Raw genomic sequence first — 14,980 nt, 5'->3', positions numbered from 1 at the left:
TGCGCTATTCCTGCTCTTCCGCTTCCGCTTCTGCCGCTGCTATAGACAGCTTAATCGATACTTCCTTAAGCTCTCCCTTAAGAAAATGCGCAATTCTCTCCAGCTTATCAGCCAGCTCAGGACCGGTCAGCGTCGTATTCAAGTGGTAATCGAAGCTGTCCGAGGGCAGCTTCCGATCCGCAAATGCGTTCTGGCCTCCCCAGCCCCGATCTCCACCCGCCGCATTCGCTCTAGTCAGCAGCTGCTCTTGTACGGGATAAAATTTATCTGATTTATTTACTACTCTTTCATAAATGCGCAGCTTCTTCAGCAGCATGTAATATTGCGCGGAATGCTTGAAATTCCAAGCTTCCCGAATGTCTTTCAGCGTGTAATCCATCTTCCAGCGCTTTAGCTTCTCGACTTGTTCATCGGTACTCAGCTGCAAAAAGTCGTCAAGCGGTAGCATTTTTTCGGACATCTTGACCCCTCCGGATAAATAGTTTATAGAGTTATAAAATAATAATTCAAAATGCTTTGTTTATAATATAAAAAATACCATAAATTTTGGCTGTTTACAAATTAATATAATTTCACAATACATAAACGGCTAATGTAGTTGTTTGATTTTAAGTCATTTGATAAAAAGCTGCTTACTAGCAGAAAACCTCCATTTGAACGCTGAGCGTTCAGCGCAAATGGAGGTCATGCTAATTTCTGCTATGATACGCTTTCTCAAGCCCGACCGATATTAAGAATCGCTCAAATGCTGCGGCTCCGTCTGTCGTATGCTTATAAACGCCTGCATCCTTCAACACGTCTAAAAACTTATCACCCGTTTCGGATTCAACGATCGATGTCGCCTGTTCAGAAGTATTGGAAGTGCCGAAGCGCCTGATTAATGACAACAGCCATTCCGCGTGCTTATTGAGGGGATGCGAGGCTGCATGAAGCTCCTCGGCGGAAGCAGCCGACTCGCCTGTCAAATATGCCGCAATTTGCTCCAGCTCATCCTTTAAGCGCCCTGGCAATACCGCAAGACCCATCACTTCGATCAAGCCGATATTTTCTTTCTTAATATGATGCAAGTGCTGATGCGGATGGAAAATTCCGTCCGGATGCTCGTCACTCGTGCGGTTGTTGCGCAGCACCAAATCGACCTCGTACACGCCGTTATCCCGCAGCCGTGCAATCGGTGTGATCGTGTTATGCGGCGTAAGCGTACCGTCCTCTTGCCCGGTAAAGGCCAGAACGTCTGCCGAAGCATCGCTGTAAGCGCGCCATTCATCCAATAGACGACAAGCGGCGCGATGAACGTCAGCCTTGGACGTACCGTTAACCCGAACGACCGACATCGGCCAATTCACGATGCCAAAGCGTACGCCCGGCAGCTTAGGATCAACAAACAGCGTATTTGTGGCGGCAGTCTCCATCGGAAACACGTGACGGCCGCCTTGAAAATGATCATGGCTTAGTATCGAGCCGCCAACAATCGGTAAATCGGCGTTTGAGCCGATGAAATAATGCGGAAACTGCTCAACGAAATCGAGCAGCCGCGCAAATGACGAATGGGAGATAACCATCGGCTCATGCGCGCCTTTGAAAATAATGCTGTGCTCGTTGTAATACACGTAAGGAGAATATTGAAAAAACCATTGCTCATCTTGCAGGGTAATCGGCAATACGCGCAGGTTTTGACGTGCCGGGTGATCGGGACGTCCGGCGTAACCAATATTATCTACGCATAGCAAGCATTTCGGGTACTTCGCCTGCGGCATCGTTTTGAGCAGCGCGATTTCCTTCGGATCCTTCTCAGGCTTCGAAAGGTTGATCGTAATTTCGAGCTTGCCGAACGCAGTCTCATGCAGCCAATACTGATTTTTGCGGATGCGGTCCATCCGAATGTAGTTCGAATCGATGCTCAGGTTGTAAAAAGCATCCGTTGCCGCTTTTAGCCCTTCCTCCTTCACCTGACGCTGGAATGCAGCGCTGGCCTCGGAAGGCCGCGGCAGCAAGAAGCCCATAATGCGGGCATCGAGCAAATCGCGGTAGGTCGTCGTATTATCCGGAATTAGGCCGATTGCATAGCCATAATCGAGCAATGGCTCGAGCAGCTCTACCGCGCTCTCCAGAAGTTCCTCCGCGATCTGGCCTTCGTACGGCTCAGTGAAGCGGAACAAATCCAGCAGCTCGTTTCGTGCCGCATGCGTATCAAGCTGATCGATCAGCTTTCGCTGCAATGCGAATTGCAGCAAGCGTTCTATAAGAATCAGCGCATCGTTTGCTGATGTCACTTGTTGTTCATTTGCCACGTGATGCAGCTCCTTTCGATTAAGCGGCGACGTTAGTCGTTATAGCCATTTGGATTCGCTTCATGCCAGCTCCAAGCGCTTTTAATGATATCCTCCAGCTTGTCGCGTTTCGGATTCCAGCCCAGCTCCTTGCGGGCGCGGTCGGAGGATGCGACAAGAACGGCAGGGTCTCCGGCGCGGCGAGCCTCGAACACGGCAGGAATTTCTTTGCCGGTTACGGCGCGCGCGATATCAATTACCTGTTTTACCGAAAAGCCCGTTCCGTTACCAAGGTTGTATACGGAGCTTTCCGCGCCGCCGCGAAGACGGTCAAACGCAAGCACATGCGCATCGGCAAGGTCGCTCACATGAATGTAGTCGCGGATACAAGTGCCGTCAGGCGTATCATAGTCTTCTCCGAACACGGAGATATGCGGTCTCTGGCCAAGCGCCGCTTGCAGCACGATCGGAATCAGATGTGTTTCCGGACTATGGTCTTCGCCGATTTTTCCGCTCTCATGCGCGCCTGCCGCATTGAAGTAACGGAGCGAAACGAACTTGATGTTATGCGCAACATCGAACCATTTCATCATTTTTTCCATCGCCAGCTTCGTTTCGCCGTAAGCATTGGTCGGAAGCGTGCGGTCATACTCGTCGATCGGCACGTTTTCAGGTTCGCCGTAAGTAGCCGCTGTAGACGAGAAAACGATTTTCCGAACATTGTATTCGTTCATTTTCTCAAGCAAGCACAGCGTGCCAAAGACATTGTTATGATAATATTTGCCGGGGTCCTTCATGCTCTCGCCGACAAGTGAATTTGCCGCAAAGTGAATAACCGCATCAATCTCGTTTTCCCCAAAGACGGTATCCATGAAAGCCGCGTCGCGAAGGTCGCCCTCGTACAGCTTGCCTCCAAGCATAGCCGCGCGGTGTCCCTGCTGCAAATTGTCGACGATAACGATTTCCTCGCCGCGCTCCTGCAATGCCGCTACGGCATGCGATCCGATATATCCTGCTCCACCTGTTACTAATACTGCCATTGATGATTTCCCCTCTCCATTTGGGTCCCACTTTTGCGGATGCTATTTATACGAGACGTTCTACGCCGTTTCCGATGGTGCATACATAGAAGTCAGCCGTCAAGCCGGTCGCTTCGTTATATTTGCGGCCTACCTCATCCTTGAATGTTTCAACGCTATCCTCGTGCACAAGAGAAACCGTACAGCCGCCGAAGCCAGCGCCAGTCATACGGGAACCAAGCACACCCGGCACTTGGCGAGCCGCCTCAACCATCGCATCAAGCTCTGCACCCGTTACTTCATAAAGATCGCGCAGCGAATCATGCGATCCGTTCATCAGTTGACCGAATTGTACGAGGTCATTTTCCTTCAGCGCCTTAATCGATTGCAGAACGCGGTCGATTTCTTCTACAACATGCTGCGCACGCTTTTGAACCGTTTCATCCTTAATGAAGTGCTTCGCGGAATTGAATTGCTCCAGGTTGATTTGTCCGAGCAGCGTGAGCTCCGGGAAAGCCGCTTGTAAATCTTGGACCGCTTGCTCGCACTGGGCGCGGCGTTCGTTATAGGCAGAGTCGACAAGGCCGCGGCGCTTGTTTGTATTTCCAATCACTAGCTTGTATCTGCCTGATTCAAAAGGAACGAGGTCATACTCAAGCGTATCGCACATGAGCAGGATCGCATGATCCTTCTTGCCGTTCGCTACGGCAAATTGGTCCATGATGCCGCATTGTACGCCGTTAAACTCATTTTCCGATTTTTGTGAGAGCAAAGCAATATTCACCGTGTCTGTCTGCAGTCCTTCAAGCGCTTGAAGCGCGTAAGCCGTTACGACCTCAATGGAAGCAGAAGAGGATAAGCCCGCACCGTTTGGAATTTCACCATGATACAGCAGGTCGTAGCCGCTCGATAATTGGACGCCGCTTTGCTCAAGCTCATACACGATTCCCTTTGGATAGTTCATCCAGTCGTCGGCTACATCATATACGATTGTTTCGATGGAAAATTGCTTCGAGGAAGGGAAGTTTGTTGTAGCCAGGCCGAGCTGTTTATCAGAACGCTTGCGGATAAGCAAGGTTGTACCGAAGGTTAATGCGGCCGGAAATACATAACCGCCATTATAGTCCGTGTGCTCGCCGATCAGGTTTACACGGCCCGGAGCATGGAATACAGCGATGTCTCCCGCTTCTCCGCCGTATTGTTGTATAAATTGCTGTGTTAGCGTGTCAATGTTTGCCATTTGCTATCACGTTCCTTTTTATCAAATTGGTATCGTTTATTTTCAACTTTAGTATAAAGTAACCCGTTTCAAAACAAAATGGCGGTAAGTGCTTTTTATATGGACTAATGTGACTTCTCTATGTCTCGCAGGACATGCTATGATAGGGCAAACACTACAATTGCTCACCATTCCATTCAAATATAAAGCAGGTGTGAAGTAAAATGCGTCAGGATATGTATACGGTTGCCTCAAACCCGGTTATCGGGAGCGGAGAGAATGCGTCGCTTAACGTATTGTTTGCCGGCGAAAGCCAGACGAAGCCTCTTCACCGGCTTGGACCGAAGGTTTACGATTTCTATTTGATGCACATCGTGCTGGAGGGCAAAGGCCTTTTTATTTGCGATGGCGCAAGACATGAGCTGCGCGCGGGCCACACCTTTCTGATCGAGCCGGAGCAGCTGATCAGCTATGAATCCGACAACGACGAGCCGTGGCGGTATCGCTGGGTCGCCTTTAATGGCACGCAGGCGGCGGAGCTCGTCACCTCAGCCGGCTTTACGACCGCGCAGCAGGTCGTGTTCACGGAGGATAAGCGGCGCGCGGGCGCCTTGTTCCGCCAAATTCACGAGACTTTCCGGAACGGCGGCGCAGCGGCGGATATAAAGGCTGCAGGCTATTTGCACTTGCTGCTGGCCGAATATAAAAGCGTGCTGCATGCCCTCAGCGGCAGCACGCTGCGCACCGCGCAAGCAGAGGGAGACCGCCTGCTCCAGCAGGTCGTGCATTACTTATCGACACAGTACGCTCATCCCGTCTCCATCGAGCAAATGGCAGAGTCGCTCGGCTACAATAGAGCGTATTTGTCACGCTTGTTCAAGCAGAGAACCGGCGTATCGCCCGTCACGTTCCTGCTCAAGCTGCGAATCGACAAAGCGCGCCGCATGCTGCGCGAGCGACCGGAGCTAACCGTCGAACAAATTGCCGCTTCCGTCGGACTGCAGGACGCCCTGTACTTCTCCAAGCAATTCCGCCGCCTTCACGGCCAGTCCCCTACAGCCTATCGCGACGCGATGAGGAGCTTGGGGGAATAGATGAGCTGTGAATTCCAAGTTGTCATAGCTAAGCAAATCCTTCCTATCGTTAGTATCCGCTGCCCTCAGCTTCATATTCGTAATTTCGGGTAATACTATCCTAGGGAGTGATGATCAATGAAAGAACTACATACCGGAAATCTATATTGGCCGGTCACACTAGGCAGCATCCGGGAATTTGCGCCCGTGCGGCAAAACAAAAAAACGCAGGTCGCCATTATAGGAGGAGGCATGTCCGGAACGATTTGCAGCTACGTCTTCAATCGCAGCGGCTTGTCGACCATCATGCTTGAACGCGGGCAGGTAGCAGGCGGCACCACGTCGGCAGATACCGGAATGCTGCAGTTTTCCAACGACTTCATGCTTTGCGATTTAATCGAGCAAATCGGGGAGCGGGATGCGCAAGCCTTATACAGAGCATGCAGGGATGCCGTCAATATGCTTGCGATTACAGCAAACTCCCTCACTGTGGATGTTGGCTTCAGAAGAAGAAGCAGCCTCTATTACGCATCGACCGAGCAGGATCTGCCGAAGCTCAAAAAAGAATACGAGACGCTTAAAGGCTGCGGGCTCGACGTTGAATTTTGGTCGGCGGATGATATCGCAAAACATTTTCCGTTCCGGAAACCGGGCGCTATCGTCACGCACGGCGATGCCGAGGTGAATCCTTTACTGTTCGTTAACGGCTTAGCAAACGCCGCTGCCGATTCCGGACTCGTGATACATGAGCAAACCGATATCGTGGGGCATGATACGCTGCCGGGCGGCCTTCATCGTCTGCGTACTGCGGATGGCTACGAGATCGAGGCGGAGCATGTCGTTTATGCCGTCGGCTACGAGCCCGAAGAGCTTCGCGGCAAACTGATCAAAGCGGAATTAAGCCGTTCCTTCGTGCTTGTCACCGGCGTTCAGCAAAATCTTCTAAACTGGCATGAGCGGTTTCTAATATGGGAAACGGCGCGTCCTTATTTATACATGCGCACGACGCTTGACGGACGCATCGTCATCGGCGGCTTGGATGAGAAAATCGAACAGCCGCTGCACAGCGAACAAGAGAGGCATAAGCGAAGCGAAAATTTGTACGGACAGCTCAAAGAACTATTTCCCGGGCTGCAAGCTCCAATTGAATTCGAGTGGAGCGCCACCTTTGGAGAATCGCGGGATGGTTTGCCCTTTATCGGAGCCGATCCCGCATGGAAAAACGTCTATTACTGCTTAGGCTACGGCGGAAACGGATCGGTGTACAGTATGATCGCAGCCCATCTGCTGCGTGATCTTATACGCGGCGATGAGCATCCGTTAACCGGTATCGTAAAGCTGGACCGCAAATCGCTGGCCACTGTGTAAAAAAATAAGAAGCCTCACCAAGCCTCATGGACTCCCCTGCGTCTATGAGGCTTCTTCCATTTGTATTCGTTAAGCGCTTCGGCTAGTCTCCGTCCGCTATAGCTGAGGCGTTACACGTACGAAAAACGGCCTCAGCCGTGCCTAGCCGCGATAAATCCGGGCCGCCATCCTTATCGAACAGCGTCTTACTCTCGTCGGTTTCTACAATAACGATTAATGATCCGCTTCGCAGCGCCTGACTGCATAGCTGCGCTTCCTCATCATCCAGTCCCAGCGCTTGCAGCGTATTGCTATGTTCATCCTCGTTCAGCAGCACAGCCGCTGCAAAAGGAAAACCTGCCGCAGCATAGGGAGCGGCTCCATAGCCCGCCACTCCATAAACGGCGTTTATGCCGGCACCGGCAAAGCCGGCTGCAGGTGCCATGCCAAGACTGCCCAGCCCATGCCGGTCCGGCGTATCTTCAAGCTGTCTGAGCTCGTCCACATGTACGTCGCTCTCAGCCTCTATGCGCCGGGAATGCTCGATATCCTTCGCCAGCACCTGGAGCTCGCCTTTCACGAATCCCGCTTGCTCAAGCTGCTCTATAGCCGTAATTGCTTGCTGTTCAGTATCGAATATGCCGATCTTTCTTGCCATCGTATTTCCCTCCTTTGTCTCATGACAAGCTAATCTTGGTATGCCCTAATTTTGACGGAATAAGTCGAACTTTGCAGGTTTAACGCACAAAACCTCTAAGGATAGGACGAATCCGACGATCAGGTTGTGCAACATTGCAGTTCGCGGTATGATGGACAAATAGATATTGGAAAATCGGACAAGCAGGAGGCAAAGCGATGATTCATCGGATGCTTCGCTATCCCGCAGGATGGGAATGGCATGTACTGCAGCAATCGAAGGGGCAGACTGTAAGGAAAGCACCCTTGCCAAGCAGGAAAGTTGCGCAAAGACAAGCACCTGCATCACGCGAGGAGCAAAGAGCCACTAAAGCTATAGCGAAAATAGAGCAGGATGCCGTGGAGCAGCATACAGGTGAGCTAAAGAAGCTTTTTCCGGAATGCGCTTTCTGGGTTGATGAATGCGCAAACAGACGGACAAATATCATCTCGATCGGCGAAGCGTCTAATTCGAAGAAGCTGCTCTACGGAACGCTCATGCTCCAGGTAACGGAGGACCAATCGGACGTTCAGCCTTTTCACTTCTGGCTGACGGACCAGCAGCTTTTAACCATGCATGACGATATGCGTCTCCCATTAAGGCTTCAATCCATAGAGCACACTCCAAAGCTCGATAGCTGCGAGACCGCTCCAGAAGGTTTATTTATAATGCTCAGCATTATGCTGGAAACCTTCCATGCCGGGCTCGACGGCTTCGAGACCCGGCTCGGCGAGCTGGAAATGACGATGCGCAAGAAAAACAATACCGGTCTTATCGATATTATTTTCGAGAGACGCTATGAACTGCTCCACTGGAGCCATCTCTTCATCCCGGTCAGAGAGCTGCATAGCGCCGCCAAGGAAGCGTTCATGAACGAGCTTACCGATACCGACACCTTCAAGCGGATTACGCATAAGCTGGAGAGGATCGATGCGCTGCTCAAACATTACGCGCTGGAGATCGATACCCTTATCTCAATGGACGACGCCATCTCTAACTTCCGCGGCAACGACATTATGAAGACGCTCACGATATTCACGGTACTGTTCCTGCCTGCTACGATGATAGGGGGCATATGGGGAGTCAACTTCAAAAACCTTCCGTTCATAACATACAAATGGGGCTTTACAGCGATGATAACAGCCATTACCGTCATTACGGTCTTCCTGTATATATGGCTGTGGAAGAAGGGTTGGACTGGCGATTTGCTGCATGGGCGCAGCCCGAAGGAGATCGCTGCGGGAAGCTCTTTTTCCAGATTGAACAGATCCCGCCGCACGAAGGATAGCCTTTCAGAGAGCAAAGTATCGGCCGCTGCCGCTGAGCAGCCTCAAGCGCAGACGCGTTCCAAAAGAAAACGCAGATAACGAGTGGAAGCAAATGTATACTGCGCTTGGATCTTATTCAAAAAAAACCGTCCACGAAGGTCAAAAAACGACCTTGATAGACGGTTTTTTTCGTAATGCGTAGTGGCGGCTGCTTACAGCTTTACCGGCAGCCCCGTGCGCGCCGATTCATTCGCCGCGATGGTCACTTGATGCGTAAGCAGCGCATCCGCATAGGTTGAACGGATTCGCGATGGATCTCCGGTCTTAACCGCATGAAGAAAAGCATCGTTCTCCAGCTCGTAAGGATCGTTTCGATTGGCATATTCCGTCTTGCGTCCCGCTTCCACGTCGGTCAGTCCGCTGTGTCCCAGCTCAAGCACACCTTTATTCGTATAAATATGTAGTCCGGCACGATCGCCCGCAGGAATTGCACATGTATTGCTAATCGTAGCCACAGAACCGCCCGCAAGTTTCAAGGTAACTGTACCTACATCTGGAACGGTTACGCCTTCCTCCGCGCTGCTCATGTAACGATCACCGTAGGCCGCATACACTTCGCTCACTTCGCCAACCGTATAACGGAGCAAGTCCACGATGTGCGTCGTCTGCTCGACGAATTGTCCGCCTGAGCCTTCCATTTTGCGCCACCAGCTAACGCCCGGCATCGATCCCATCCAGTATCCAAGCGCCATCAAGGCCGTGCGCTCACGCAGCAGCTCCCTTGCGCGATCCGTCCCATCCATATAGCGAAAGTGATAGCCGACTGATGTAATCAGCTTCTTCTCTTCAATTCCTTTCAAAATAGCTGTCGGCAGCTGCCCGTCTAATCCGATCGGCTTTTCCACCAGAAAAGGAATGCTGCGATCAAGCAGCGCCGTCTCAATCTCTCCATGCGCGAACGGCGGTACGCATACATAAACGGCGTCAAGCTTACATTCGTCCAGCATATTGTAAATCGAATCATAACCGCTGGCACCCTCGAACCGCTGTGCTGCCAAATCCGCTTTTTGCTGGCTCGTAGCTGCGAAGGCAGCCACCTTGACCCCATCTCGCTTAGCAAGCTTCTCGGCGTGCATCATGCCAAACCAGCCAGTACCAATAATTCCTATTTGAAGTGACATGTATGAATCCCCTTTCAGAATGGACTTACATCCAAGATTATACTTGCAGTCATAGCGTGAAGTCCATTTTTTATCCGCAGGTACCCATCCGCCCATTCCATCATACAATACAACATCGATGTGGCCGGGATCGTATGAGCGGAGGGATGATATGGGTGCAAAAACGAGAGATACGCAAGCAGCAGCGCAGGAGCTCGATCTTCGAACTGCTCTGTTTTTAGCTGCGGTTTGCGGACAAACGTATATGCAGTACAATAACAAGGACGGACTGTTTCTAGTGCCTAGAGGATATAGCTTAGTAAGCGAATTTAAGGCAAAGGCTTACGATAACAGCGCGGAGAGATTCGGTTTTGTGCTGACTTCGGAGCGCGCCTCCGTGCTCGCTTTTCGCGGCAGCGGCTCTGCCTTTGATTGGGTATCCGATTTCATAGCCCAGCAGACGACATACCGTCCCGTCAAAAATTCCGGTCTCACCCATAAGGGCTTTACCGACATTTACATGTCCACGCGCATGCAAGTTCTCGAAATTTTGAAGCAGCTGCCGCCGGAAAAGCCGCTGTTTATTACAGGGCATAGCCTCGGTGGCGCTCTCGCTACGCTGGCAGCGATCGATCTGGCAAACAACTCCGCATTTAAGGCTCCAATCGTGTATACATTTGGCGCTCCGCGAGTCGGCGATCCCAAGTTTGCCAGCAGCTATAATTCGACGGTCGCCACACACTGGCGGTTTCAAAACGAATTTGATATCGTCCCTCATCTGCCCACACTCGTTTACCAGTCGCCAAATACAAAACAAACCTACTACTACATGCACGTAAAGGGCGAGGTTAAACGTTCGTTCCGGATGGGCTCCGTTGCCGGCAACCATATTTTACCTAGCTATTTCGCCAATATTGCAAACGAGGACCCCGCCTTTGCCTTGTCCGTCTGTTCCGAGCCGCCCGGCTGGTGTCCGGCGATTGAGCTTTAGCCTATATTTCAAAAAAAAATAGTGAGGAAAATCCTATTCCCCATGAAACTGGTTCATGGCGGGCAAGATTTCCCTCACTATTTTCGTATCAGGCTTAAATTGGAGCAGTCCTCATTCATACCCATTCTTTTAACCAGCCGCGTACACGGTCAATGGTTTTATCCAGGTTGCAGACGGCCTCTTGATCGGCATAGTCGTCCGTATGGCGGAAATAATCAGCATGCCCGCCGACCGTCGGTATGCCTTCGACATAGCCGGGAGCATATTTCATGCGGTTCCATCTCGGCACCGAATATCCGTTTTTAATCCAGCCGCCCCAAGTGCCGATTCGGCTGATCGGATCATTGGGCTTGCCCGATCTATCGATAGAATGAAAATAACTGACGCGATTCTGCAGCTTCGGATCAATCGGCGTTCGCGGCGATCCAACCTGCACGATGCGGAAATCTTCAACTTTGTCTTGTTCATACAGCATTTTCGCCGCTTGATATGCTGCCGCTCCGCCTCCGCTGTGGCCGATCAGCAGGATGCGGTCGTTCGTAAGCGTCTGTTTGATTTTGCTTAGCGCATGCTGCCCGCCGACACGTCCGGCTTTTAAGCGGTTAGACAAATCGCTCTTTACTTCAAGCACCTGCCTTACCAAGTTACGGCTGGCATCGCCATACGGAAATATGACATGGACGACTGGTTCTATGCCGTCTAATTGAAACAATTTTTCGAGCTTTACTTTGCATTCGGTAAAAATACTGTTGGATGTTGCCACACCGGCTAGCAAATAGATGCTCATTCGTGATGGTTTGATCGCCGTCATAACGAATCCCTCCGTAATAAACGTAAACGTTAGTCGCTTTCCTCTGGAAGCTCGGCCCGTTTCGTAAAAGAACTTCAAGCGTGACATAGCCTCGAGGCTTATACACTCTTATATTTGCTAATATCGACGTATATTCATTATGTGGGTTAGACGCTGGATTCATTCTTCAATATTATTGTTATTTCCGTTTAAATTTACCTCGTATCCGAAAAAATGCGCTTCATTTCCGTCAAATGAAGCGTTTTCTCCTATTTTATTCCCGTCCATCTTATACGGTGAATGACCTTAACCGGTGCCATTGCAAAAGAGCGCCCAGCTGTTGCCAGCCGGCGCTCTCCCTCGTTGCTATTGCTGCATGAAAAAATCGACTCCGTCAGCTATACTCCCATTTTTTTACGTTGATTGTTTACTTTCTTCGTGTTCTGGCTCTTTAGTGCCTGCGTCCCCGTGGATAGGTGCGTTTGACCAGGCGCTCCGCCTGCTTTCGCTTGCTTCTTCTGAGCGAGCATCTGCTTCGCTTTCTCCGCTTGAGTCAGCTGTTTCGGCTGCTCTGCAGATTCGTTTTGATCAATTGTAGACATAGGTTCACCTCGTTTCATGCGCTACATCATCCTTATTCTACTACACTTATATATCTGGTAAAAGAGGCTTTACTCAATGTTGTGCTATGGGTGATCCACCAGGATGCCAGCTCCAGCTGCCGCATGAGCGGTTCTGTCGTAACAATAACCGCCCGCTTCGCCATTTTCCTTACTCTCTCCAGCATGACAAGCTGCTCGTTTTCCGGCAGCACGGAGCATAAATTGTAGGGCATATCGACGATCGCCGCATCGTAATGCCCTTCAATAAGCCGCATATCGCCAAGTCTCACCCGGTCCGGATAGCCAAAATGAGCAAGGTTTACACGCGCCCCTCTAACAGCTAACGGGTTAAGATCAACACCTTCGATATCGATGCCCATCGACATCGCTTCAATAAGCACGGTTCCCATTCCGCAGCAAGGATCGATTAACCGCAGCTGCTGCGGGGCTTGCCCCGCCGCAATATTAACGATAGCCCGGGCCGCTCGCGTCGGAAGCGCCGTCGAATAATTTTGCGGCTTATTCTGATGCTTTAACCATATGGCGCCGTTCTCCTCGCATTGTCCAAAGTACCAGCGCCCATTCAGCTTTGTCAGGCCAAACAGCCGGTCCGCCCTGCGCATGTCCGCCTTGCCGCGAATAGCAGCGCCAGCGGCACGCTCAAGCTGCCGCTGCTCCTCGTAGGTGAACGCCTCGTCGCCGGGGGTAAACAGCACCTTAAACGTTTGTCCGCCCAGCTCGATTGACGGAAGCTGCAAAATCAGCTCCTCTAAGCTGCTTCCTTCCAGCATGACCGAGATACGCCGTTTCACGAAAGGACTGCGGTTTACCGAAAGTCCATATGAGCTGCTGATGACGCCGCCGCTGACCTTTTCCCCAAACAGCGTTTGCAGCTCAAGACCGCACAAAGCGGCCTCATCCTCATGGCTTGCATACGTATAAATAAACATCATTGGCCTCGCTATCTCAGGGCGGATTATTCGGCTTGCGGGATTGTTCCCTTTGATATGCCGAGCAGCTCAGCCTCAGTCGTCAGCTCGGATACTTGCTTCTCAAGTAACTTGACCGTCCGCTGCAAGCGGATTTGGCGAATCAAACCAAGCAGTCCCACCGTCAAGCCTCCGAGCAGCGTCGATGCCAAAATGATGAGAATAAGCGGAAGCGTCGCCTTCGTAAATAAGAAGTTTACCTGCACCGGTTCAACATTAATAACGGCAAATATCGCGATGAGAAGCGCGAACACTAACGCGGATATAAGTACCCCTTGTCCCTTCACGCCGATTCCTCCCTTTTTCCAAAAATCATACCATAAACTTCATCGGTTCGCCTATCTTCCAGCATAGCGTTATCATATCAAAAAAAAGACGGGCCCGTATAACCGGAACCCGTCCCTCTGTTTATTCAGCTTTATTTTTGTTATAGATGTCGAACGCTACCGCGAGCAGCAGCACCAAGCCTTTAATCCCCTGCTGCCAATCGATGCCGAGGCCGACAAGAGACATCCCGTTATTCATAACGCCCATAACGAGTCCGCCGATAATGGCGCCGATAACCGTACCGATACCGCCGGTTGCCGAAGCGCCTCCGATAAAGACAGCCGCTATCGCATCCAGCTCAAAGTTAACGCCGGCCTTCGGCGTTGCCGCATTCAACCTTGCCGCAAACAATATTCCCGACAGCGCAGCGAGTACGCCCATATTGACGAACACCCAGAAGGTCATCCGCTTCGTTTTGACACCGGACAATTTAGCAGCCTTCTCATTGCCGCCAAGCGCATAAATATGACGTCCCATGACCGTCTTATTCATAACAAAAGTATAAACAACTACGAGTACAAACAAAACGATGAGAATATTCGGAATGCCTTCATAGGCAGCCAGAACATAAGTGAACAAGTTGATAATTGCCGCGATTCCGACCAGCTTCAGCGCAAACAGCGGCGCCGGCGCTACACTGAACTGATAACGCTGCTGCGTCAGCCGGTTGCGCCATTCCGTAAATACAAGCACGAGTGATAAGATGAGCCCTATGATTATCGTAAGCACATGCATGTCGCCGCCGCCGAACCAATCCGGAATGAAGCCGGAGCTGATTCGTTGAAACCCTTCCGGAAAGGGCGATATCGACTGTCCATTCAAGACGACCATCGTCAAGCCGCGGAATAGAAGCATACCCGCTAACGTAACGATAAACGATGGAATACGTATATATGCGACCCAGAATCCTTGCCAAGCGCCCACCAGACCTCCGAATACAAGAGATAAGACGATCGCAATCGGATAAGGAATATGCATATCAACGACTAGTATCGCTGAGATCGCACCGACGAACGCGGCTACCGAGCCTACTGAAAGATCGATATGCCCCGTAATAATCACGAGAAGCATGCCGATTGCGAGAACAAGAATGTAACTGTTTTGCAAAATGAGATTCGTTATGTTGAGCGGCTTCAGCAGAATGCCGTCGGTTAAAATCTGGAACAGCACCATAATTAATACGAGTGCGATAATCATGCCGTATTGGCGGATATTGCTTTTGAACAATTTGCTGATGGCTTCCATCTGT

At 51.0% G+C, this 14,980-nt stretch carries 15 protein-coding genes; 4 read left to right on the top strand and 11 right to left on the bottom strand.

Features of this window, described 5'->3' with window-relative positions; genetic code table 11:
• Nucleotides 1-4 precede the first annotated feature (4 nt).
• The 4 genes from ASG81_RS23910 to ASG81_RS23895 all read right to left on the bottom strand — a co-directional run bounded on the left by ASG81_RS23910 (nt 5) and on the right by ASG81_RS23895 (nt 4,529).
• On the bottom strand, nt 5-460 hold the full coding sequence (locus ASG81_RS23910; protein WP_056640262.1) for a hypothetical protein: 456 nt from the start codon (nt 458-460) through the stop codon (nt 5-7).
• 229 nt (nt 461-689) lie between these two features.
• On the bottom strand, nt 690-2,291 hold the full coding sequence (locus ASG81_RS23905) for a UDP-glucose--hexose-1-phosphate uridylyltransferase (RefSeq protein ID WP_155971854.1): 1,602 nt from the start codon (nt 2,289-2,291) through the stop codon (nt 690-692).
• A gap of 32 nt (nt 2,292-2,323) precedes the next feature.
• Nucleotides 2,324-3,310 (bottom strand): UDP-glucose 4-epimerase GalE, encoded by a 987-nt coding sequence (gene galE / locus ASG81_RS23900; protein WP_056640257.1) that lies wholly within the window; start codon nt 3,308-3,310, stop codon nt 2,324-2,326.
• Nucleotides 3,311-3,356: 46 nt separating this feature from the next.
• On the bottom strand, nt 3,357-4,529 hold the full coding sequence (locus ASG81_RS23895; RefSeq protein ID WP_056640254.1) for a galactokinase: 1,173 nt from the start codon (nt 4,527-4,529) through the stop codon (nt 3,357-3,359).
• 203 nt (nt 4,530-4,732) lie between these two features.
• On the opposite strand from ASG81_RS23895, the gene ASG81_RS23890 reads away from it, so the two are divergent.
• Together ASG81_RS23890 and ASG81_RS23885 are read left to right on the top strand one after the other, a co-directional pair.
• The gene (locus ASG81_RS23890) at nt 4,733-5,602 is read left to right on the top strand and encodes an AraC family transcriptional regulator (protein ID WP_056640252.1); all 870 of its coding nucleotides are present in this window, start codon (nt 4,733-4,735) and stop codon (nt 5,600-5,602) included.
• Nucleotides 5,603-5,719: 117 nt separating this feature from the next.
• Nucleotides 5,720-6,949, top strand: a complete 1,230-nt coding sequence (locus tag ASG81_RS23885) for an NAD(P)/FAD-dependent oxidoreductase (protein ID WP_056640249.1) — start codon at nt 5,720-5,722, stop codon at nt 6,947-6,949.
• Nucleotides 6,950-7,031: 82 nt separating this feature from the next.
• Here the strand turns inward: ASG81_RS23885 and ASG81_RS23880 are convergent, their stop codons facing one another.
• Nucleotides 7,032-7,586: a general stress protein gene (locus ASG81_RS23880; protein ID WP_056640243.1), complete on the bottom strand. Its 555-nt coding sequence runs from the start codon at nt 7,584-7,586 to the stop codon at nt 7,032-7,034.
• Between the two features lie 197 nt (nt 7,587-7,783).
• Between ASG81_RS23880 and ASG81_RS23875 the strand changes: the two genes are divergently transcribed.
• Nucleotides 7,784-8,971, top strand: coding sequence for a magnesium transporter CorA family protein (locus tag ASG81_RS23875; RefSeq protein ID WP_056640241.1), 1,188 nt, complete (start codon nt 7,784-7,786; stop codon nt 8,969-8,971).
• Nucleotides 8,972-9,084: 113 nt separating this feature from the next.
• On the opposite strand, the gene ASG81_RS23870 is transcribed toward ASG81_RS23875, so the two are convergent.
• On the bottom strand, nt 9,085-10,053 hold the full coding sequence (locus tag ASG81_RS23870) for a Gfo/Idh/MocA family protein (protein WP_056640238.1): 969 nt from the start codon (nt 10,051-10,053) through the stop codon (nt 9,085-9,087).
• 151 nt (nt 10,054-10,204) lie between these two features.
• Between ASG81_RS23870 and ASG81_RS23865 the strand changes: the two genes are divergently transcribed.
• Nucleotides 10,205-11,023, top strand: a complete 819-nt coding sequence (locus tag ASG81_RS23865) for a lipase family protein (protein ID WP_056640235.1) — start codon at nt 10,205-10,207, stop codon at nt 11,021-11,023.
• A gap of 115 nt (nt 11,024-11,138) precedes the next feature.
• Here the strand turns inward: ASG81_RS23865 and ASG81_RS23860 are convergent, their stop codons facing one another.
• The 5 genes from ASG81_RS23860 to mmsB form a co-directional block, all read right to left on the bottom strand.
• Nucleotides 11,139-11,834 (bottom strand): lipase family protein, encoded by a 696-nt coding sequence (locus tag ASG81_RS23860; RefSeq protein WP_056640232.1) that lies wholly within the window; start codon nt 11,832-11,834, stop codon nt 11,139-11,141.
• A gap of 377 nt (nt 11,835-12,211) precedes the next feature.
• Nucleotides 12,212-12,433, bottom strand: coding sequence for a hypothetical protein (locus tag ASG81_RS23855; RefSeq protein ID WP_056640229.1), 222 nt, complete (start codon nt 12,431-12,433; stop codon nt 12,212-12,214).
• Nucleotides 12,434-12,447: 14 nt separating this feature from the next.
• A complete protein-coding gene (locus ASG81_RS23850) occupies nt 12,448-13,368 on the bottom strand; it encodes a TRM11 family SAM-dependent methyltransferase (RefSeq protein ID WP_056640226.1) in 921 nt (306 codons plus the stop codon).
• A 23-nt stretch (nt 13,369-13,391) separates the two neighbouring features.
• Nucleotides 13,392-13,691, bottom strand: coding sequence for a LapA family protein (locus ASG81_RS23845; RefSeq protein WP_056640223.1), 300 nt, complete (start codon nt 13,689-13,691; stop codon nt 13,392-13,394).
• Nucleotides 13,692-13,812: 121 nt separating this feature from the next.
• The gene (gene mmsB, locus ASG81_RS23840) at nt 13,813-14,976 is read right to left on the bottom strand and encodes a multiple monosaccharide ABC transporter permease (protein WP_056640220.1); all 1,164 of its coding nucleotides are present in this window, start codon (nt 14,974-14,976) and stop codon (nt 13,813-13,815) included.
• Nucleotides 14,977-14,980: the final 4 nt, after the last annotated feature.

It is taken from the genome of Paenibacillus sp. Soil522, from assembly GCF_001428245.1.
Classification (GTDB): Bacteria; Bacillota; Bacilli; order Paenibacillales; family Paenibacillaceae; genus Pristimantibacillus.
Note: the sequence above shows the minus strand (reverse complement) of the source record. Positions and strands in the feature narration are given on the sequence as shown.